The sequence below is a fragment of the Bradyrhizobium sp. USDA 241 genome, assembly GCF_049739505.1.
Classification (GTDB): domain Bacteria; phylum Pseudomonadota; class Alphaproteobacteria; order Rhizobiales; family Xanthobacteraceae; genus Bradyrhizobium; species Bradyrhizobium liaoningense.
This window is the reverse complement of the sequence record NZ_JBMGPZ010000004.1, coordinates 628952-650558: the sequence shown is the minus strand read 5'-3', so window position 1 is coordinate 650558 and position 21607 is coordinate 628952. Positions and strand designations below refer to the sequence as shown.

Here is a 21607-nt window from a genome sequence, read left to right as displayed (position 1 = left end):
ATGGATACGACAAGTGGTGCTGCCCCGCTTTTGTCGCTCGACGCCGTTGTCATCGATGCCGAAACGACCGGGCTCGATCCGCGCAAGGCGCGGGTGATCGAGCTTGCCGGCGTGCGTCTGTCGGCCGGAAAGCTGGTCGACGGCGGTTCGTTCGTTCAATTGCTGCGGCCGGCCGATCAACTGATCCCAGCGGAGACGACGCGCATTCACGGCATCGATGATGCCACGGTCGCTGAATCGCCGCTGTTTGTGGATGTCTGGCCAAGTTTCGAGGCGTTCCTCGGCCGGGCGGTCGTCATCGGGCACATGATCGGTTTCGATCTGGCGGTCCTGAAGCGCGAATGCGATCTGGCGGGATTGCCATGGTCCCGGCCTCGAACGCTCGATACCAGACTGCTCGCGGAGATCGTTGCGCCGGACCTCGGCGGATACCAGCTGGAGAATCTTGCGGCCTGGCTTGGCATTGACGTGGCCGGTCGGCATTCCGCTCTCGGCGATGCGATCACGACGGCACGGATCTTCCTGGCGCTGCTGCCGAGGCTGCGCGAGCACGGCATCCGGACCGTTGTTCAAGCCGAGCGGGTCTGTCGCGCGCTCACCGCCGTGCTCGACGATCAGGTGCGGATGGGCTGGATCGAGGCGGTCGAAGCGACAGCCCGCATCGATGCAGAACAAACGCTGAAGCGGTTCGACGCCTATGCCTATCGCCACCGCAACCGCGACATCATGCGGTATCCCGCCATTTTCGTCGGTGCGGACGTTCTGGTAGGCGACGCCCTGGAGCGAATGACGAGCGAGAGAATATCGGCTGTGTACGTCGGCGCGCCGGATACGGCCGCAGACGACGTCAAGGCCGTCGAGGCCGGGATCGTTACCGAGCGCGACGTGCTGCGGGCGATCGCCCGGCTCGGTGCCCCGGCGCTGGAGCTGCCGGTGCACCGGATCATGAGCAGGCCGCTGGCGTCGATTCCCGAGGACGCGCTCGTCTATCGCGCGATTGGCCGGATGAATCGGCTCAAGACCCGTCATCTCGGCGTTGTCGATGAGGCCGGCCGGGTGGTCGGTGCGTTGTCCGCGCGGGACCTGCTGCGTCTGCGGGCAGGGGAGGCCATCTCGCTCGGGGACGAGATCGAGGATGCCGCGGATACGCAGGCATTGGCGCTGGCCTGGGCGAAGCTGCCGCGGGTTGCAGAGGTGCTCCTGGCGGAAGGATTGTCCGGCCGTCAGGTTGCGGACGTGATTTCCAGCGAGCTCTGCGCCCTCACCCGTCAGGCCGCCGTGATTGCCGAGCGGCTCATGCGGGAACGCGGCGAGGGCGACCCCCCAACCCCATACACGCTGGTCGTGCTCGGGTCTGCCGGACGCGGCGAAAGCCTGCTGGCGATGGATCAGGACAATGCCGTGATCTTCGAGCAAGGCGAACCGGGAGGCGGCGAGGATCGCTGGTTTGAGGCGTTCGGGGCGCACGTTGCAGATATTCTGCACGAGGCCGGTGTGCCCTATTGCAAGGGGGGCGTCATGGCGAAAAATCCGCCCTGGCGCGGCTCTGTTGCAACGTGGCGGGACCGCATCGAGCACTGGGTCTGGCGCTCCAGTCCAAAGGATCTGTTGTCGGTGGATATCTTCTTCGATCTCCGGGCCGTTCATGGCGACGGCAGCCTTGCCGTCTCCGTCAGGCAGGCGGCCTTCGCGGCAGCCGAGGGGCAGGTCGCTTTCGCCAAGCTTCTGGTCGAGGGGATCAGCGTTCCTGCGAGCCTGAAATTCTTCGGCGGCATCCGCACTGAAGGCGGTCGCATCGACCTCAAGGCGGCAGGGCTGTTCGGCCTGGTCGCTGCAGCGCGTGCGATGGCGATTCGCTACCATGTGATGGGCCGGTCGACATCGCAGCGACTCGCGGGTGTGAAGGCCGTGGTTGGCCGTGGCGACACCGATCTCGATGCGCTCGACGAGGCCCATGGTGTCTTTCTGGAGCTGATCGTGTCGCAACAGATTGCGGATGTGGCGGAGGGGACGCCGCCCTCCAATGCGGTGTTGGTCAAGCGATTGTCGGCCCGTGACCGCGAGCGATTGAGGGCAGCGCTTCAAGCGGTCACCGTGATCGATGATTTGACCCGGAGCTATGGCGGAATCTGGGTGATGACGGTGTGAGGAAGGCGGCGTATCGAGGCGGGTGACGAGCCTGCCAGAACCTCTCGAGGAGAGCGATACGCCATGACCGAGACTACCAATGTTCTTGCTTTCCGTCAGCCGTCCGCGGTTGATGATCCACTGACCGATATCGTTCGTGCCGGCGCGCGGGACCTGCTTGCCAGGGCGATCGAGATCGAGGTTGGCGCGTTTCTGGCCAGCACGGCCAATCTGACGCTGCCCGACGGTCGAGCGCGCCTGGTCCGACATGGGCACGGTCCGGTGCGCGAGATTGCGACCGGCATCGGTCCGGTGGAGGTCGCTCGTCCCAAGGTCCGCGACCGCGGAGCGAGCGGGCCAGGCGACCGCCTCCGCTTCAGTTCGGCAATCCTGCCGCTATGGGCGCGGCGGACGAAGAGCCTGGATGCCTTGATCCCGGTCCTCTATTTGCGCGGCATCTCGACCGGCGACTTCCAGGAGGCGCTCTCGGCGCTGCTCGGCAAGGATGCGCCGAACCTGTCGCCTTCGGTGATCGCCGGCCTGAAGGCCGATTGGCAGGTCGAGTACGAACGCTGGCAGAGACGCGATCTGTCGGCGCGTCGCTATGTCTACATCTGGGCCGATGGCGTGTACCTGCAGGCCCGCATGGAAGATCACAGCGAATGCATGCTGGTGCTGATTGGCACCACGCCGGAAGGCAAGAAGGAGCTGATCGGCTTCCAGGTCGGCGTGCGCGAGAGCGCGCAGAGCTGGCGCGAACTCCTGATCGACCTGCGGCAACGCGGGTTACGGATTGCCCCGCAACTCGCCATCGGCGACGGCGCCCTCGGCTTCTGGAAGGCACTGGACGAGGCCTTTCCCGGCACGCGGCACCAACGATGCTGGTGCCATAAAGTGAGCAACGTACTCGACAAGGTCGCCAAATCCGTGCAGGGCCCCATGAAGAACGACCTGCGGAACATCTATCTGGCCCCACACCGGGCCGAAGCTGAAACCGCGATCGACGTCTTCGTCGAGAAATACCACGTCAAATACGGACGTGCGGTGGAGTGCCTGATCAAGGATCGCCATGCGCTGCTCGCCTTCTTCGACTTCCCTGCTGAGCACTGGATCCACCTACGCAGCTCGAACCCGATCGAGAGCGTCTTCGCCACGGTGCGCCACCGAACGGTGCGGACCAAGGGATCGCTGTCGCAACAAACTGCGAAGCTGATGGTGTTCAAGCTCATCGACGCCGCATCGAAGACCTGGCGGCGATTGAAGAGCACGAACCAGTTGCCGAAAGTCATCGCCGGTGTAAAGTTCATCGACGGAATCGAAGTCATTCCGAACACTGAAAGCCACGCCGCCTGATCAGGCCGCGTCACCCAAAATCAGCCATAGCTCTTTGACCCGAGACCTGCTGTTCAGGGATTGATGAGACCCGTCAGCGGCTTTTTGCGCTGCAGCATCAATTGGTTCGCAGCCGTGATTAACTGCCTTGCGAGTGCGGGCGCAAGGTTGCCTTGCAAGACGGCTCCAGTCAGTGAACAATCGTCAATTGCTGCTTGATCAGCAACGAGTTGATATTCTTTCCCGATCTTTCGTCGGCCTGCGGAACAGATGACTGCAACAGCGAATGCAAGCACCCACCTCGTCATCGCCGATGACCATCCCTTGTTCCGCGATGCGCTGCGACAGGCGGTGGCAGGTGTTCTCCCGTCGGCCAGGATTGACGAGGCCGGATCGTTCGAGGACCTGACCGGGCTGCTGGAGCAGACCTCCGAGGTCGACCTGATCCTGCTCGACCTCTCGATGCCCGGGATCTCCGGCTTTTCGGGTCTGATCTATCTGCGCGCGCAATATCCGGCGATTCCGGTCGTGATCGTCTCGGCGTCCGACGACAGCACCACGATCCGCCGCTCGCTCGATTTCGGCGCGTCCGGCTTCATTCCAAAGCGTTTCGGCGTCGAGACGTTGCGTGACGCCATCCTCAAGGTGATGGACGGCGACGTCTGGGTTCCCGCCGACACCGATCTGTCCGCCGCGTCCGACCCCGACATGACGCGCCTGCGCGACCGCCTGGTGACGCTGACGCCGCAGCAGGTCCGGGTCCTCATGATGCTGTCGGAGGGCCTTCTCAACAAGCAGATCGCCTACGAGCTCGGCGTCTCCGAGGCCACCATCAAGGCGCATGTCTCGGCCATCCTGCAAAAGCTCGGCGTCGAAAGCCGCACCCAGGCCGTAATCGCCGCCGCAAAGATCGCCGGCGGCCAGTGGACGCAGGGCTCGCCGACGGCGTGAGGCCGCTACAGTGTGCTCAAAAGTACGTTGGCCGCTCTGATATCCGCCGTTTCCGAGCCCTCGGCAAAGTCCTCGAGGGACGATTGGAGCAATTGCCTCGCATCCTCGCGCTGCCCGCGTTCGGCAAATAGTCCGCCGAGATCGATCGCGGCGCGCAGCTCCCAGGCTGTGGCGCCTTGGCGGCGGCTCAAACCCAGGGATTGCATCAGGTAGACCTCTGCTTGCTCAGCCCCGGGCTGCGGCGACGACAGCAGGACCTTGCCCTTCATCCGCAACAGCTCGGGCATGTAGAGATGATCGCCGCTCTGCTCGACGAGCCGGATCGCATCGTCGATCAGGCCCGCGCTCTGCTCGAACTGTCCAAGCGCCAGCAAGCCCTGAACCAGCGCGATGTTGAAGGTCGTGGTGAGCAGTTCGTAGCCGGCCTCGTGGAGCTCGCGCAGGCAAGCCCTGATTGTCTCGACGCCATGCGCGGCGTCTCCCCGCCGGATCGCCAGCTCGCCTTTCACGCCGCGGCCCACCACGAGATAGGGACCCATCGACCGAGATTCGGCATGTGCGATGAACTGGTCGATGCTCTCTTCTGCGCCGTCGAGATCGCCGCCCCAGAGCGAGATCGAGACCGCCCAGATCAGCGCGATGCAGAGCGTGATCGGGTGCTCCATCTGCGTGGCCTCGGCGACCGTCTGTTGCGCCAGTTGCAGTGCGTCCGCGGGCCGGCCCTGCAGCCAGAGTTCGCGCGCCAGCGTGATGCCGGCCCGGTTGCGATGATCGAAGCCGTGAATCGTGCTGATTCGTTCCGTGCCCGGCGCTTGCCAGGCGACCTCCAGCATCTTCAGCGCGTCGCGATGCTCGCCGGCCAGGTGGAGCGAAACTCCGAGGAGCGAATGGGCGAGGGCGGTCGAGCCGGGATCGCCGAGCGACCTCGCGACCGCAAGGCTCTGCTGCGCGTAGCCAAGCGCGGCGTCGAACTGTCCCATCCGTTCGTGGAAGATGTGCATGCGGCCGAGCAGCTGGAGCTGGTTCGGCGCGTCGCCGCGCGCCTCGGCGATCGCAAGGCTCCTGTTCAAGGCCACGCGTGCCGCCTCGCTGCCGCCGCGCGTGAACATCAGGCTCAGTCCGAGGGCAGCCTGGATGTGCATTTCCTCGGCGCCGCCGCGCGAGGAGGGGGCAATCGCAAGCAGCGCCCGTTCCGACCAGCGCCGGCATTCGGTCAGGAGGGACATCGCGAGGAAGATCGGCGCTGCCGCGGCGGCGAGCGCAATGCCGGTGTTGGGGTCGCCGCCCGCGCCAAAACACCAGTCCAGCGCGGCACGCACGTTGTGAAGCGCGGAGAAGTGGATCGCCCGTTCGTCGGCGTTCGGCGTTGCCGCCCATGTTCTGCCGGCCTGTTCCAGCCATCGCCGGTAGTAGCTCGCGTGGCGGGCGGCGAGCGCGGCGTCGTTCGGCTCGATCTCGAGCAGATAGGCGCGCGTGGTATCGAGCAGACGATAGCGCATCATCGCGCCGATCGGCCGCGGTGCGACCATCGATTTGGCGACGAGACTGTCGATGGCACCGAACAGGTGGGAGCGATCGGCGCGCTCATCCGTCACGACCTCGAGTGCCGCGTCGATAGTGAAGTGGCCTACGAAGACCGCCAGCCTCCGCAGCACGAGGCGCTCGACGTCGGACAGGAGCCCGTAGCTCCAGTCCAGTGTCGCCTGCAACGTCTTCTGCCGCGGCGGCGCGGTGCGTTGGCTCTGCCAGAGCAGATTGAGGCGCTCGTCGAGCAGCGCGGCCGTCTGCTCCAGGCCGTAAGCTTCGACCCGGCCGGCGGCGAGCTCGATCGACAGAGCCATGCCGTCCAGCTGGCGGCAGATCCGCGCGATGATCGCGGCATTGGCATCGTCGAGCGCGATCTGCGCGCCGCCGGCCATGGCACGTTCGAAGAAGAGTTGAAGTGCGGGGTAGGTCTGTGCCGCGGCGACCGTCAGACCCGAGCCCTCGGGCGGAACCGCGAGCGGTGCCAGTCGATAGACCTGCTCGCCCTCGACGCGCAGGGCTTCGCGGCTGGTGGCGAGGATATGGACATCCGGCGCAGCGTGGAAGATCTCCGAGGCCAGCGGCGCCGCCGCGACGATGACATGCTCGCAATTGTCGAGGATCAGCAGCATCCGCTTGTCCCTGACATGCGCGAGCAGCGCGGGCAGGGGATCGTCGGTCTGGGCCGGCAAGCCAAGCATCAGCAGGATCGAGGTGATCACGAGATCGGGATCGCTGAGTGCGGCAAGGTCCACGAAGTGCGCGGCATCGGAGAATGTCTCGAGCAGCTCGTGGGCGATCGCCACCGCGACGGCGGTCTTGCCGACGCCGCCTGGTCCGGCGATCGTGACGAAGCGCGAGTTGAGGAGCTTGTCGGAGATGGCGGCCATCTCCTCGTCGCGTCCGACCATCCGTTGCAGCCGGTTCGGCAGCTTGACCGGAGGCAATTCCATCCGCGGTGCGGTCCGCCGTAGTGCCGGAAGCTCCGCTTGCGAGATCGGCGCCACGAAGCAGTAGCCGCGGCCTGAGAGCGTGGTGATGTATCGCGCGCCGTCCTTGCCGTCGCCGAGCGCCTTGCGAAGGGCCGCGATGTGAAAGCGCAGATTGGCCTCTTCAACGGTGAGGCCGGGCCACACCAGCGCCATCAGATCCCATTTGCTGACGACCTCGTTCGGCCGCGACATCAGCGCGATCAGCGCGTCGAAGGCCTTCGCGCCCAGCGACACCGCGACGCCGTCGCGCGTCACGAGCCTTTCATGTGGCGCCACAGTGAATGGTCCGAACGAGAGTCTTGGCCCGGTCGGCGTAGTCATCGCGAAATCTTGCTCATTGGGGAACCGGATAGCCAGCAGGCAGCGATCCAGCAAGGCCAGCTTTGCATCGGCATCAGACCACGTTTGCAGGCCTCGTAACAGGTTCTCCGCCAGCCTCACAACTTCTCACAAGTCTAAACGCGTCTCCCGGGCGCACCGCTGATAGTCAGTTGTGCGACGGCAAGGAGACCTTCATGACGCAAGCGGCAAAACTGCTCTACACGGCCAGGACGCACACCAGCGGCGGGCGGCACGACGGCATGTCGCGCAGTTCCGACGGTCGCCTCGACGTCAAGCTGTCGCCGCCAGGCGGCGCAGGCATCGGCACCAATCCCGAGCAATTGTTCGCAGCCGGCTGGTCGGCCTGCTTCGAAGGCGCGATGGAAATGGCGGCCCGCAAGCTGAAAATCGTGCTTCCTAGGAAAAGTGCGATCGATGCGGAAATCGATCTTCTTCTCGATGAAGGCACTTATGCCCTCCGGGCGCGCCTCAATGTCAGCCTGCCGGGTCTCGATCGCGAGACCGCACAGGGCATCGTCGATGAAGCGCATCAATCCTGCCCCTACTCCAAGGCCGTCCGCGGCAACATCGACGTCAAGGTCGCGCTGGTCTGACGCAGCATCATCAACCACCACGAGGTAGCAACACCATGAAGCAGATCATCGATCAACACCGCCGCCAGTTTCTCGGCGTCGCCACAGGAGCCGTCGCCGTCGGTCTCGGCGTGATCGATCTCGCACGCGCCGAGACGGAACCGCTACGATCCTCCGCATCGAATGCGTCCTTCGGGGCGATCAAGCAGATCGACGCCGGCGTTCTCAACGTCGGCTATGCGGAGGTGGGGCCCTCGAACGGTCCCGTCGCGATCCTGCTGCACGGCTGGCCCTACGACATTCACGCCTTCGTCGATGTCGCGCCGATCCTGGCGAAGGCCGGCTATCGCGTGATCGTCCCTTATTTGCGCGGCTACGGCACGACGCACTTTCTCTCCAGTGAGACGCCGCGCAACGGCGAGCCTGCGGCGATGGCCGTCGACATCATCGCGCTGATGGACAAGCTCGATATCAAGAAAGCCGTCGTCGCCGGGTTCGACTGGGGCGCGCGCACCGCGGACGTCATCGCCGCGCTGTGGCCCGACCGCTGCCGCGCACTGGTGTCGGTCTCCGGCTATCTGATCTCCAGCCAGGCTGCCGGCAGTGCGCCGTTGCCGCCGCAGGCGGAGCTGCAATGGTGGTACCAGTTCTACTTCGCCACCGAGCGCGGCCGCGCCGGATACGAGAAGTACACGCACGATTTCGCCAAGCTGATCTGGAAGCTCGCCTCGCCGCAATGGAAATTCGACGACGCCACCTTCAATCGCAGCGCGGCGGCGCTCGACAACAAGGATCATGTCGCGATCACGATCCACAATTACCGCTGGCGGCTCGGGCTCGCCCAGGGCGAGGCGAAGTACGAGCATCTCGAAAAGAAGCTCGCGGCGGCTCCGCAGATTGAGGTGCCGACGATCACGATGGAAGGCGACGCCAACGGCGCGCCGCATCCCGATCCGAGCGCCTATGCCAGGAAATTCTCGGGCCGTTACGAGTTTCGCCTGATCACCGGCGGCATCGGCCATAATCTGCCGCAGGAAGCGCCACAAGCCTTTGCCAAGGCCGTCATCGAGGCCGATGGCGCCTGAGCATCTGTCAGCACCCTCGGTCCAGCCCGGCTGGATCGAGGATCGCCCCGTTGATCCCTGCTTGAGGAACGTCATGTCGTCAACCGAACCTGAAAAGAAGAAGTCCTTCTACGCCACGATGATCGTGCTGACGGTAGTGCTGCTTGTCGTGCTCCTGACCTGCGCGCCGTATCTGGTCACGATCGCCTCCGCAGAGGGGCCGGTGGAACGCAGCGCGGCGGATGCTTCGCCGATCTTCGGCGTCACGATTCCGCCGGGCTACAAGCAGTGGGAGCTGGTCGCGCCGGCCGAAGAGGCGGCGCCGCTCGACGAGCTTCGCGCTGTGGTCGGCAACCAGACCGCAATCGACGCCTATCAGGCCGGGAAACTCCCGTTCCCGGACGGCACCATTCTGGTCAAGCGCGCCTGGAAGCGGAAGCAATCGCCGGAGTTCGCATCCGCAACCATTCCCGGCGCCGCCACCACGGTCCAGGTGATGGTCAAGGATTCCAAGAAATACGCTGCCACCGGCGGCTGGGGTTTCGGCCGCTTCATCAACGGCAGGCCGGTGGACGAGGCCCAGCATCGCACCTGCTTCGCCTGCCACGAGGCTCGCGCCAGGAGCCGCGATTACGTCTTCACACGCCTGGCGCCCTGAGCATCCGGAGACCGTCATGTCCAAGACTTGGTTCATCAGCGGGAGCTCGCGCGGGCTTGGCCGGGCCATCGTGGAAGCCGCGCTCACGACGGGAGATCGAGTGCTTGCGACGGGAGATCGAGTGCTTGCGTCGGCCCGGGATCCAGGGCCACTCGAACCGTTGCTTGAGCGCTTCGGTGAAAGGCTTCGGCTTGCAACCCTCGACGTGACCGACGAGGCGGCAGCGCAAGCAGCGGTCGGCTTGGTGGTGCAGACATTTGGCGGCGTCGATGTGGTCGTGAACAACGCCGGTTACGGCGATCTCGGATCGGTCGAGGACACCAGCCTCGAGACGTTCCGTCATCAGATCGAGGTCAACCTGATCGGCACCATCATCGTCACCAAAGCGACGATTCCCGTGCTGCGTCGGCAGCACCGTGGGCACATTGTGCAGGTCTCATCCGTCGGCGGGCGCATTGGTGCTCCGGCCCGCGCAGCCTATTCGGCCGCGAAATGGGGGATCGAGGGCTTTTCGGAATCGCTGGCGCGGGAGATGGCGTTGATCGGCGTGAGCGTGACGATCGTCGAGCCCGGCGGCTTTCGCACCGGCTTTGCCCAGGCCGCGCATGCGGCCGGCGAGGGACGGCCGGAGTACGACGCGGTCGTTGGCGCTGCCGTCAGGATGCAGCGCGATTACGATGGCCGCCAGCCCGGCGACCCGGCCAAGGCTGCAGCCGTCGTGTTGAAGCTCGTCGACATGGATCGCCCACCCCTGCGGATTGCGCTCGGCAGCGACGCCGTGAACGCCATCGCGGCGGCGGACAGGCTTCGTCTCGATGAATTGGAGAGGTGGCGCGCGCTCAGCGTATCGACCGACTACTGACCCGCGCGTCTCACTCCGCCGCCACCATCTGCTGCGTGCGCCACTGACCCAGCAGGGCACGGAGCGAAGCCGGCTTCACGGGCTTGTTGAGCACCGCGATCTTCTCGTCCCGCGCGGCGACCTGCACGGCGGGACTGCGATCGGCTGTGATCAGGATCGCAGGGATGGCGTCGCCGAAGCGGCGGCGGATCTCGCGGATGGCGGCGATGCCGTTGCCCCGATCCAGGTGATAGTCGACGAGCAGGCCGGTGACGCGTCGCCCGGCTGTTTCGATTGCGGCGATCGCGCCTTCGGGGTCGGCGACCGCGATCACCTCGGCGTCCCACGCCTTCAACAGCGTGCGCATGCCGTCGAGGATCGCCGCATCGTTCTCGATGCAGACGATCAGCGCGCCCGAGATCGGCGTGCGCGCCAGCGGAGTCGCGCTGGTCACGGCCGCGGTATGGGTGATCGCCTTCGCCGTCGGCACCGTCACGGAGAACACCGAGCCGCCGCTGGCATTGGAGTCGATGGCGATGCCGTGCTTGAGCACGCGTGCCAGCCGCTCGACGATCGATAACCCCAGCCCCAGGCCGCGCGCGATCCGCGCCCCCTGCTCCAGGCGATGGAATTCCTTGAAGATCTCGCCGCGCTTGACCGGGGGGATGCCGACGCCGGTGTCGTAGACGCAGATCTTGAGCGAGGTGCCGCGGCGGCGGCAGCCGACCAGCACGCGGCCGCGCGGGGTGTACTTGATCGCGTTCGAGATCAGGTTCTGGAGCAGGCGCCGCAACAAGAGCCGGTCCGACTCGACCGGCAGCGAGCAGGGCACGAAGGTGAGCTCCAGGCCCTTGGCGCGCGCGATCGGCGCGAACTCGATCTCCAGCGAGCGCATCAGATCGGCCATCTTGAAGCTCGAGATCGAGGTCGTCATCGCGCCGGCATCGAGCCTGGAGATGTCGAGCAGCGCGCCGAGGATCTCCTCGATGGCCTGCAGCGATTCGTCGATGTTCTCGACCAGCCGCGTCTCCTCGCCTTCGTGCTGACGCTCGACCAGGCTCGTGACATAGAGCCGCGCCGCGTTCAGCGGCTGGAGGATGTCGTGGCTGGCGGCGGCGAGGAAGCGCGTCTTGGAGATGCTGGCGTCTTCCGCCGCGCTCTTGGCCAGTGCCAGCTCGGAGTTCAGCCGCGTCAGCTCCTCGGTGCGGTCGCGCACGCGCTTTTCCAGCGTCGCATTGGCGCGCTCCAGAGCTTCCGCGGCTTCGAAAGTGGGCGTGACGTCGGTGAAGGTGATGACGAAGCCACCGCCGGGCATATGGTTGGTGAGCACTTCGATCACCATGTGGCGTTCCGGCAGGCGTTCGAGATAAGGCTCGCTGTCGGTGGTGTAGGCGGCGAGACGCCGCTCCAGCAGGGCCTCGCTCTCGAGCCGATGGTCCGGATCGCCCGCGCCGATGAATTCCAGGATTTCGCGCAGGGGCGTGCCGAACTGGATCAGATGCGGGGGAACGTTGAGGAGATCGCCGAACTGCCGGTTGGAGCAGATCAGTTGCAGATCGGCATCGAACACGGCGATGCCCTGGCGCACGTGGTTGAGCGCGGTCTGGAGGATCTCGCGGTTGAAATGCAGCGCCGCGTGCGAGTCGTCGAGCAGCTTCAGCGCGGCCTTTGCGGAGACCGTCCGCTTGCGCAGCAGCAGCGACATCACGAGGCGGGAGGAGGCCGCGCCGATCGAGGACGCGATCAGGTGCTCGGCGTGTTGCAGCAGCTCGAAATCGGCAGGTGCTCCGGGCTCCAGCCGCACGTTTCGCCGCGCCGAGAATGCCTCGAAGGAATGCCGCGCGCGGTCGGGTCCGAGATATTGCGCCACCGTGGTCTGGATGTCCTGCACGGTGATGCTGGTGCGCCAGCGGCGGAAGCTCGGGGAGATCGGTGCGAGCGTATTGGGCACGAACAGATCGGCCTGCAACAGCTCGATGGACGACGGCTGGCGCGCCAGCGACAGCAGCACATAGGTCAGGATGTTGAGCGACAGCGACCAGATGACGCCGTGCATCAGCGGCGGCAGGTCGGCGCCGAACAGTGCCTGCGGCCGCAGCGCCTCGATGCCGAACGGGCCGTGCTGGAGCAGCATGATGCCTGATGTCGAGGAATCCATGAAGCTCGGAATGAACAGCGTGTAGAGCCACACCACAAAGCCCACCAGCATGCCGCCGATGGCGCCGCGTGCGGTCGCGCGCCGCCAGAGCAGCCCGCCGAAGAAGCTCGGTGCAAGCTGGGCGATGGCGGCAAAGGAGAGCAGACCGATGGCCGCGAGCTGGGTATTGCCGAGCGCGCGATAGTAGAAATAGGCCATCACCATGATGGCGAAGATCGCGAGCCGCCGCGAGCGCAGCAGGAAGTCGCTGAAATCGGCACCGCCGGCGCGCCCCTCCGGCCGACGTTGCAGCACCAGCGGCACCACGAGGTCGTTCGAGACCATGATGGAGAGCGCGACGCATTCGACGATCACCATCGCGGTCGCCGCCGACAGGCCGCCGACGAAGATGACGACGCTGAGCAGATCGGCGCCGCCTTCCATCGGCAGCGCCAGCACGTACATGTCGGGGTCGGCGGCGCCGAACGGGAAGGTCACGAGGCCGGCGATCGCGATCGGGATCACGAACAGATTGATGGCGACGAGGTAGAGCGGGAACAGCCATCGCGCGCGACCGACCTCGGCATCGGAGGAATTCTCCACCACGCTGACGTGGAACTGGCGCGGCAGCAGCATGATCGCGCACAGCGACAGCAGCGTCATGGTCAGGAAGTTGCCGATCGACGGCGAGTAGTTGATCGCGCGCACCGCCTCCGGCGTCTTCATCGCGCGCTCGATCAGCTCATGTGGCGAGAACATCCAGAAGGTGACGAAGATGCCGGCGGCGAGGAAGGCGATCAGCTTGATGATGGATTCGGTCGCGACCGCCAGCATCAGGCCGTGCTGGTGCTCTGTGGCATCGGTCTGCCGCGTGCCGAACAGCACCGCGAAGGCCGCCATCGACAGCGTCACCATCAGCGCCACGTCGCCGACGATCGGGATGTGGGAGAAGGCCTGGTCCTCGCTCAGGATCGTTTCGAGCGAGGAGGCAACCGCCTTGAGCTGGAGCGCGATATAGGGCACCGAGCCGATGATCGCCATCAGCGCGACGGTCGCCGCCACCGCCTGGCTCTTGCCGTAGCGGGCCCCGATGAAGTCGGCGATCGAGGTGATGTTGTGGGTTTTGGCGAGCTGGATCACGCGGCGCAACACGCCGGCGCCGAGCCCGATCATCAGGATCGGGCCGAGATAGATCGCGAGGAAGTCGGTCGAGGTGCGGGTGGCGAAGCCGACCGAGCCGAAGAAGGTCCAGGAGGTGCAGTAGATCGCCAGCGACAGCGGATAGATCAGCCCGGAGGCGCGACCGCGCCCGGCCGGCGAGCGGCGGTCGCCATGGCTCGCCACCAGGAACAGGAAGCCGATATAACCGAACGCGGCGGCGATCACGCCCCAGTCGTGCAGCATGGTGAGCGTGCTTCTCTCCCTGGGCGCTGCCAGCGCCCGTGCTCATTTTCCCTGCAAACCTAGCGCGTTGGACGGTCGCAAGCGATAGCGAAATGCCGGGGTGGGGGGAGGAACCGGGGTTGTCGTTAAGGTGCAAGCATGCACCGCGGGTGCCTACCCTGGAGGGGGAGGGTCGATCGCGCGCAGCGCGAGCGGGGTGGGGTGATCTCTCCACACGGGCACTGTTGGAGGTGGAGGGACCGTCACCCCACCCCGTCTCACATTTCGCTGCGCTCCATGTGAGCCGACCCTCCCCCTCCTCCAGGGGAGGGTAAGAACCCTACTCCGCTGCCAGCGACTTCTCGCGCAGCGGCAGGCCGAGGCGGTCCCACACCTGCAGCAGCGCTTCGGCGAGCTGATCGATCAAGCCATCGTCGTGATAGGGTGAGGGCGTGATGCGCAGGCGCTCGGTGCCCTTGGCGACGGTCGGATAGTTGATCGGCTGGATGTAGATACCGTGCTCTTCGAGCAGGAGGTCGGAGGCCTGCTTGCACTTCTCGGGATCGCCGACGAACAGCGGCACGATGTGGGTGTCGCTCGACATGACAGGCAGGCCGGCGGCATTGAGGATCGCCTTGACGCGGGCGGCGCGGTCCTGGTGGCGCTCGCGCTCCCAGTTCGAGCTCTTCAGGTGCCTGATCGCAGCAGTTGCAGCCGAGCAGACCGCCGGGGGCAGCGCGGTGGTGAAGATGAAGCCCGGCGCGTAGGAGCGCACGGCATCGATGATCTGGCCGTTGGCGGCGATATAGCCGCCGAGGCAGCCGAACGCTTTCGCCAAGGTGCCTTCGAGCACGTCGATGCGATGCATGACGCCGTCACGCTCGGCAACGCCGCCGCCGCGCGGGCCGTACATGCCGACGGCGTGGACTTCGTCGACATAGGTCATGGCGCCATACGTCTCGGCGAGATCGCAGATCCTGGCGAGCGGGGCGACATCGCCGTCCATGGAATAGAGGCTCTCGCAAACGATCAGCTTCGGCCGATTCGGGCCGGCCGCTTTCAACAGCTCTTCGAGATGCGCAACGTCGTTGTGGCGAAACACGACCCGCTCGCAGCCGGACTGCCGGATGCCCTCGATCATCGAATTGTGGTTGAGCTCGTCCGACAGGATCAAGCAATTCGGAATCAGCTTTGCGATGGTCGGGATGCCGGTCTGATTCGAGACATAGCCCGAGGTGAACAGCAGCGCGGCTTCCTTGCCGTGGAGATCGGCGAGCTCGGCTTCGAGCTGGATCAGCGGATGGTGCGTGCCGGCAATGTTGCGGGTGCCGCCGGCACCGGTGCCGACGCGCGTCGCGGTCTCGACCATGGCGCCGACCACCTTCGGGTGCTGGCCCATGCCGAGATAGTCGTTGGAGCACCAGATCACGACGTCGCGCTTGCCCTTGGGCGAGTGCCACACCGCGTGCGGGAACCGGCCGGCCGTGCGTTCGAGGTCGGCGAACACGCGATAGCGCCGCTCAGTGTGGAGACGATCGAGAGCGGAATTGAAGAACTGGTTGTAATCCATCGGCAAGACCTGCAACGGAACCCGGCCATGACGGCCGCTCATTTTTTAGAGCTTTTCAAGCTTCAATGTCTATGCGCCAGCACACATTTGAGGCAAGGCGAGCGTGCCAATTGATAACCGCCGGTCCGGCGGTGATTGTTGATTTGGATCAAGCGCCTAACACGGGACTGCCGGCCGCGACCGGCCCGACTGGGGGAGGCAGGGCTGCCGTGGACATTTTGTCCATGGCGCGCGCACCATCCATGATGGCCAAGCTGGCTGCACCGACGCCATAGCCTTGCCCGGCTGGGGCACCGCGCCGGTCAGTCGGACAGCCCATGCGAAAGGAAGCCCCGATGAAGCGTGTCATGATCCTCAACGGTCCCAACCTCAATATGCTCGGCATCCGCGAGCCGCACATCTACGGCACGACGACGCTCGCTGAGGTCAACGCGAGCTGCGAGGACGCCGCCGCCAAGCTCGGGCTCAAGCTCGCCTTCCACCAGTCCAACCACGAGGGCGTGCTCGTCGATCTGATCCAGTCGGCGCGGCAGGATGCCGACGCCATCGTCATCAACCCGGCCGGTCTCTCCTTCACCTCGGTTTCGATCATGGACGCGATCAAGACGTTCGAGGGCCCGGTGCTGGAGGTCCACATCTCCAACATCCACGCCCGCGACGAATATCACCGGCATTCCAAGATCTCGTTCGTGGCGACCGGCGTGATCTGCGGGCTGGGACCGTTCGGCTACGTCGCGGCGCTGCACGCGATTGCGAACATGAAGTGAGAACGTCTCCTTCGCCCCGCTTGCGGCAGGGCTATCGCATATGAATTGCACGGGGACTGTCTGCAGACTTGCTCGGCCTCTCCCGCTTGCGGAAGAGGCCGACGCGCTCGCAGAGCGAGGCGGGTGAGGGTTCTCGCCGCACAGGGAAGTCCTCAGTTAATCTCAATAATCCCAGCGCGGAGACACCCTCTCCCCAACCCTCCCCCGCAAGCGGGGGAGGGAGCCCACTGCTGATGCCGCTGCATTCTGCACACCATATGCGATTGCCCTGCCGCTTGCGGGGAGAGGCGAAGAAATTACGTCGTCCTGAATTGCAGCACGCCGTCCCTTGTCTCGGCCGTCAGCCGGCCCTCGACGATCATATAGTTGACGTGGGCGACGAGTTCGCCGGCGGCAAAGCCCATCTGGTGCTCGTCCAGCACGTGCTTGTTGAACACGACAGGCACCAAGGCGCGGGAGGTTTGCGGCACCTCGCGGCAGGCTTCCGCGATCAGGCGGCAGCGCTCCTCGTGGTGGTCGGCGAGCTGCTTGATGCGGGTCTTCAGTCCATAGAACGGCACGCCATGGCCGGGCAGCACCAGCAGATCATAGGGCAGGGTGGTGGTGAGGCTCGCGAGCGAGGCCAGGTATTCGCCGAGCGAGTTCTGGTCGGGCTCGACCGCCCAGACGCTGACATTCGGCGAGATCTTGCTCAGCACCTGGTCGGCGGAGAGGAACAGCTTGTCGTCGGCGCAATACAGCATGACCTGGTCGAGCGCGTGGCCGCCGCCGGTGATCACCTTGAAGCGGCGCGTGCCGATCACGACCTCGTCGCCATGCGAGATGCGGCGGTAGGACGGCGGCAGCACCGAGACGCGCTTGAGATAATCCTGGCCGCGCCCGAGCAGCTTCTCGGTCAGCGACTCGTCCATGCCATGGCGGCGGAAGAACAGCCGCTGAGCCTCGCGCCGCTCGTCGGTGCCGCGGTTCTGGTGATAGACCGATTGCAGATATTCGACCTGCGACATCACCAGCGGGCAGTCGAACCGCTCGACCACCCAGCCTGCAAGCCCGACATGGTCGGGGTGGGAGTGGGTGACGATCAGGCGCGTGATGTTGATGCCCTTCAGCGGTCCGTCGAACAGCCTGGTCCAGGCCTCGATCGTCTCCTCGTTGCCGAAGCCGGCATCGATCATGGCATAGCCGTCGCCGTCGGCGAGCAGGTAGATGTTGACGTGGTTGAGGCGGAACGGCAGCTTCAGCCGCGCCCACAACACGCCGGGCCTGATCTCCACGACCTCTTCGGGGCCGGGGTGCTGTTCCCAGGGGTAGCGCAGGGCCTCGGCCGAGGACTGTGCGATGTCGGTTTTTGAGCTCATGCTACCCGCTTAAACCCAGCGCGCGCAGGGCGCCAGCCGAAAAAGCACGCCTGGCGGGCGCCGCATGGCCGTCATACCGGCCGTGTTTTCCGCCTCCCGGTTTGAAGTCGCCAAAACATGCCGTCATTCCGGGGCGCGCGTAAGCGCGACCTCTGGTGCGCGGTTGCGCACCTGAGAATCCGGAGATCGTGGTGCGGATCCCGGCGTCGCCGCTTCGAAGTCGCCGGAATGACGATCAGGCCGCCCGCATGTCGTTGAGGAACGCGTCGATTTCCCCGCGCAGCATATCGGCCTCGCGCCGGAGCGCGTCCGAGGCGCTCAGCACGTCGCCTGCCGCAGCGCCCGCTTCGGCGGACGCAGTGGAGACGCCGACGATGTTGCTGGAGACTTCGCTGGTGCCGCCGGCGGCATGCTGGATGTTGCGGGCGATTTCGCGCGTGGCGGCGCCCTGTTCCTCGACCGCGGCTGCGATCGTCGTGGTGACGTCGTTGATCTCGCCGATGATCCGGCCGATGCCCTGGATGGCGCCGACCGCGGAGGTCGTGACCTCTTGCATGCTGGCGATCTGGGTGCGGATCTCGTCTGTCGCCTTGGCGGTCTGGCTCGCCAGGCTCTTCACTTCGGAGGCCACCACGGCGAAGCCGCGGCCGGCCTCGCCTGCGCGCGCGGCCTCGATGGTCGCGTTGAGCGCGAGCAGGTTGGTCTGCGAGGCGATGGTCTGGATCAGATCGACGACGACGCTGATGCGGCTCGCGCTGTCGGCGAGGCTCTGCACGGTGGCGTCGGTCGCTCCCGCTTCGTCGACCGCCTTCTTGGCGATCTCGGCGGAGGTCACGACCTGGCGGCTGATCTCCTGGATCGAGGAGGACAGCTGCTCGGTGCCGGCCGATACGGTCTGCACGTTGACAGACGTTTCCTCCGCGGCGGAGGCGACCGCGTTCACGAGCGCGTTGGACTGGTCGGCGGTGTTCGACATGCTCTGCGCGGTCGATTGCATCGAATTGGCCGACTGCGCGAGATTATCGAGCGCGGAGCGCACCGTGCTTTCGAATTCGGCGATCTTCGCTTCCATGCGCGCGGCACGCTCGGCCTTGGCGATACGGTCCCTGTCCTGCTCGCTCGTCAGCGCGCGGGCCTCGATCATGCTCTCCCGGAACACTTGCAGCGTGTTCGCCATCACCGAGATCTCGTCGTTGTGGTTCTTCGAGCGGTAGATCTCGGTTTCGAGGTCGCCGTTCGCGAGCAGCTGCATCGATTGATGCAGGGCGCCGATCCGGCGCAGGATGCTGCGTCCGACATAGAGCCAGACGAACAGTGCCGAGCCGACCAGCATCAACGCGCCCATCGCCAGCATGACCGACGTCGCGAGCGAAATCTCCTGTCGCGCCTGGAAGGTCGAGGCGTTGGTCTCCTTCTGCACGCCGTCGACGAGCTGCTGCACGCTGATGCCGAGACCGACATTGAGCTTGCGGGTCTCGTCTAGGATGGTCTGGCCGTAGTCGACGGAGTCGAGTTCCTTCTCGCGCAGATTGAACACGCCGGTCTTGCCGGTGCCGAGCGCAAGCAGCTTTTCCGCCGTCTCGCGCAGCATCTTGTTGCCCTGGTTGTCCGGCAACAGGTCGAGGTTGGAACGCAGGCGTCCCTGCGCCGTCTTGAATTCCTTCTGGATGTCGTCGAGCTTGTCGCTCGTGTTCGCCGACAGCGCCGCGCTCATGTTGGCGGCGGCGAGATTGCCGCTGGCGACGACGTTGCCGAGCTGGCCGACGGTCTGCGCGGCCTCGGTTGCATCTGCGGCGGACAGGTCGGCTGAACCGAGGATGGCGTTGACGCGGGTCTGGGCGTCCAGCATCGCCGGGCTTGCGGCGCCGACGAACGCGCTCTGCGCGCTGCGAAGGGCGTCATATTGCTTGTCGTGGAGGGCCGCGATATCGAGCCGCTCGCGGGCGGCCTTCGCCAGGCTCTGGGCCGCCTCGTTGATGCTCTTCATCGTGTCGCTGAGGCCGGAGACGACGCTCTTGTCGCCGCCGAGCTCGATGATCTCGTTGAGCTTCTGCTGCGTCTGCTCCTGCAATTCCCTGAGCTTCTTGGTGCGCTCGTTCAGGGCGTCGTCGCTTTGCGCCGCAAGCAGAGCCGGCCCCTGGGCCGCAAGGCTGGCGCTCAGTGCCGACAGTTGCAGGCTGGCGGCAAGGCGCGGAATGTCCCGCCCGCTCAGTTCGGTCATGCGTCCGCCGAGATTCTGCAGCGCCAGGCCGGCGCCGGCCGCGATCACGAGGCCCATGCCCGCGATCACCGCGAAGGCCGCGAACAGGCTGCCGCGCACGCCCCATTTCGGCATTCTGAAACGAGGACGGAAACGGCCAAGGAAACGGCCAAGGCCCAGACGGATCGCCATCGAAAATTCCCCCAATGTTCTTGCTTCTGTTTGTGAGCGCAGTATCGGCAGCACCGGTTAAAAAATCGCCCTTGGCACAATTGGTTGCGCATGTTCCGCAGAGCGAAAAAAGAAGGGCCGGCAACGAGGCCGGCCCTTCATCGTGATAAGATTTTGATAACCGGTCAGTAGGGCCCGACCGCCGAGCCTGCCCAGTTGAAGCGGTAGTTGACGCCTGCCTTGAAGGTATGGTCGTCGGTGGTGAAGTTGCCGGTGCCCACCAGCGGCCCCGCCGTGAAGTGCGCATCGCCGAAATTGTAGTACTGGTACTCGGCCTTGGCCGACCAGTTCGGAGCGAACATGTATTCCAGGCCGGCGCCGACGGTGTAGCCGTTGCGGTGATCGCCATCGATGATGAAGCCGGTCGGCACGCCGCCCACAGTCACCTTCTCGTTGTTGTCCGAATAGGCGTAGCCGCCCTTCACGTAGAGCAGGCCGGGGCCCCAAGTATAGCCGACCCGGCCGGTGATCGAGCCGAGGCCGCGCTGGTCATTGGTATAGGCGATGCCGCCCGGAAACACTGCGCCGACGCTGCCCGTGAGCCAGGAATATTGGCCTTCGACGCCGACCACGAAGTTCGGGTTGAACTGCCAGTCGGCGCCGACCTGCACACCGCCGAGGAAGCGGCCATTGCCGTTGCTGCCGGTGGAGAGGCCGTTGAAATTGTTGTCGCTGGAGAACGCGCCGCCGACATGGCCGCCGATATAGAAGCCGGTCCAATTGTAGATCGGCGCGGCGTAGGCCGGCGCGGGCGACTTGTAGTAGCTGCGATTGCCGAGGTCGGCGCCGACGGCCGGCGCAGCCGCGCCCACCACGAGCAGCGCCACGGTCGCAAACAGAATCTTCTTCATCGTCTTGAACTCCAACACGTAAGGTCCCCGGCAGGCGCGCTTTCCGGCGCCGTCGTTGGTTTTGCAGATAGCTCGCTTTTGATGAAAATGCTGTCACATGCGTGGCACAGCGACAGCCAACCTAACTTGTTGGGCTGTAAATGATTTTCGTGCTTAATGGCGGCTTAAGAAGTGGTGAAGGAAGGCTTAATTTCGCGCATCGCAGGTAACTTGCGCGCCGCCTCTTGTTAACCAAGACGCCGCCGCACCTCATCGCGCATCTGTTCGCGAAAGGCCGCGCGCTTTGCCGGCCGGTCTTCCTCGCGCACGTCATGACGATCGAAGATGTCGAACTTCTCCAGGATCGGATAGCGCTCGCTCGCCATCGCGAGCACGCGCAGAACCCTGGTCGCCGCCGGCGTCGGGCCACTGACCTCCCAGCGTCGGATGGTGTCGGCGCCACCCTTCTCCGGCAATCCGCACAGCTTCGCCATGTCGGCGGCAGTGAGCTTCCGCTCGAGGGCATCGGAGAGGTCGGCGCGGAGCTGCTTCAGTTCGGGGCCGGTCATGCTGCTTGCGTCCAGGGAAGTCGCCGAACGCAAAGCGCTACCGCATGATCCGAAAAAGTGTGCGGCGGTTTTCCGAGAAAGATCATGCCCAAACAATAACCTGAAGCGCGATGACGATTCATCCTAATCGCATCGCTCTTTAGCGCTGATTCGGGTCCA

At 65.2% G+C, this 21607-nt stretch carries 15 protein-coding genes; 8 read left to right on the top strand and 7 right to left on the bottom strand.

Annotation, left to right across the window (positions count from 1 at the left end; genetic code table 11):
- The 3 genes from ABIF91_RS12835 (at position 1) to ABIF91_RS12825 (ending at position 4410) form a co-directional block, all read left to right on the top strand.
- Complete coding sequence (locus ABIF91_RS12835; RefSeq protein WP_424579182.1) at positions 1-2148, top strand: DUF294 nucleotidyltransferase-like domain-containing protein; 2148 nt, start codon at positions 1-3, stop codon at positions 2146-2148.
- A 63-nt stretch (positions 2149-2211) separates the two neighbouring features.
- The gene (locus ABIF91_RS12830) at positions 2212-3480 is read left to right on the top strand and encodes an IS256 family transposase (protein WP_038952271.1); all 1269 of its coding nucleotides are present in this window, start codon (positions 2212-2214) and stop codon (positions 3478-3480) included.
- A gap of 249 nt (positions 3481-3729) precedes the next feature.
- Positions 3730-4410 carry a response regulator gene (locus ABIF91_RS12825; protein WP_028178147.1) on the top strand — a complete coding sequence of 227 codons (681 nt, stop codon included), beginning with the start codon at positions 3730-3732 and terminating at the stop codon, positions 4408-4410.
- 5 nt (positions 4411-4415) lie between these two features.
- Here the strand turns inward: ABIF91_RS12825 and ABIF91_RS12820 are convergent, their stop codons facing one another.
- Positions 4416-7247: an ATP-binding protein gene (locus tag ABIF91_RS12820; protein WP_424579365.1), complete on the bottom strand. Its 2832-nt coding sequence runs from the start codon at positions 7245-7247 to the stop codon at positions 4416-4418.
- 194 nt (positions 7248-7441) lie between these two features.
- Here ABIF91_RS12820 and ABIF91_RS12815 point away from each other — a divergent pair, with 194 nt between their 5' ends.
- The 4 genes from ABIF91_RS12815 (at position 7442) to ABIF91_RS12800 (ending at position 10424) form a co-directional block, all read left to right on the top strand.
- Positions 7442-7861, top strand: a complete 420-nt coding sequence (locus ABIF91_RS12815) for an organic hydroperoxide resistance protein (RefSeq protein WP_028178145.1) — start codon at positions 7442-7444, stop codon at positions 7859-7861.
- A gap of 35 nt (positions 7862-7896) precedes the next feature.
- On the top strand, positions 7897-8925 hold the full coding sequence (locus tag ABIF91_RS12810; RefSeq protein ID WP_028178144.1) for an alpha/beta fold hydrolase: 1029 nt from the start codon (positions 7897-7899) through the stop codon (positions 8923-8925).
- A 73-nt stretch (positions 8926-8998) separates the two neighbouring features.
- Positions 8999-9562, top strand: a complete 564-nt coding sequence (locus ABIF91_RS12805) for a cytochrome P460 family protein (protein WP_028178143.1) — start codon at positions 8999-9001, stop codon at positions 9560-9562.
- 16 nt (positions 9563-9578) lie between these two features.
- A complete protein-coding gene (locus tag ABIF91_RS12800; protein WP_424579181.1) occupies positions 9579-10424 on the top strand; it encodes an SDR family NAD(P)-dependent oxidoreductase in 846 nt (281 codons plus the stop codon).
- A 10-nt stretch (positions 10425-10434) separates the two neighbouring features.
- On the opposite strand, the gene ABIF91_RS12795 is transcribed toward ABIF91_RS12800, so the two are convergent.
- Both ABIF91_RS12795 and hemA read right to left on the bottom strand, forming a co-directional pair.
- Positions 10435-13944, bottom strand: coding sequence for a PAS domain-containing hybrid sensor histidine kinase/response regulator (locus tag ABIF91_RS12795; protein WP_028178141.1), 3510 nt, complete (start codon positions 13942-13944; stop codon positions 10435-10437).
- A gap of 319 nt (positions 13945-14263) precedes the next feature.
- The gene (gene hemA, locus ABIF91_RS12790; protein WP_028178140.1) at positions 14264-15493 is read right to left on the bottom strand and encodes a 5-aminolevulinate synthase; all 1230 of its coding nucleotides are present in this window, start codon (positions 15491-15493) and stop codon (positions 14264-14266) included.
- Positions 15494-15828: 335 nt separating this feature from the next.
- On the opposite strand from hemA, the gene aroQ reads away from it, so the two are divergent.
- Positions 15829-16260: a type II 3-dehydroquinate dehydratase gene (gene aroQ, locus ABIF91_RS12785; RefSeq protein WP_028178139.1), complete on the top strand. Its 432-nt coding sequence runs from the start codon at positions 15829-15831 to the stop codon at positions 16258-16260.
- Positions 16261-16556: 296 nt separating this feature from the next.
- Here aroQ and ABIF91_RS12780 read toward each other — a convergent pair whose 3' ends face one another.
- From ABIF91_RS12780 to ABIF91_RS12765, 4 genes are all read right to left on the bottom strand, one after another.
- On the bottom strand, positions 16557-17618 hold the full coding sequence (locus ABIF91_RS12780; protein WP_028178138.1) for an MBL fold metallo-hydrolase: 1062 nt from the start codon (positions 17616-17618) through the stop codon (positions 16557-16559).
- 235 nt (positions 17619-17853) lie between these two features.
- A complete protein-coding gene (locus ABIF91_RS12775) occupies positions 17854-20010 on the bottom strand; it encodes a methyl-accepting chemotaxis protein (protein ID WP_028178137.1) in 2157 nt (718 codons plus the stop codon).
- A 164-nt stretch (positions 20011-20174) separates the two neighbouring features.
- Positions 20175-20900 (bottom strand): outer membrane protein, encoded by a 726-nt coding sequence (locus ABIF91_RS12770; protein WP_028178136.1) that lies wholly within the window; start codon positions 20898-20900, stop codon positions 20175-20177.
- Between the two features lie 227 nt (positions 20901-21127).
- The gene (locus ABIF91_RS12765) at positions 21128-21448 is read right to left on the bottom strand and encodes a hypothetical protein (RefSeq protein WP_028178135.1); all 321 of its coding nucleotides are present in this window, start codon (positions 21446-21448) and stop codon (positions 21128-21130) included.
- Positions 21449-21607 lie beyond the last annotated feature (159 nt).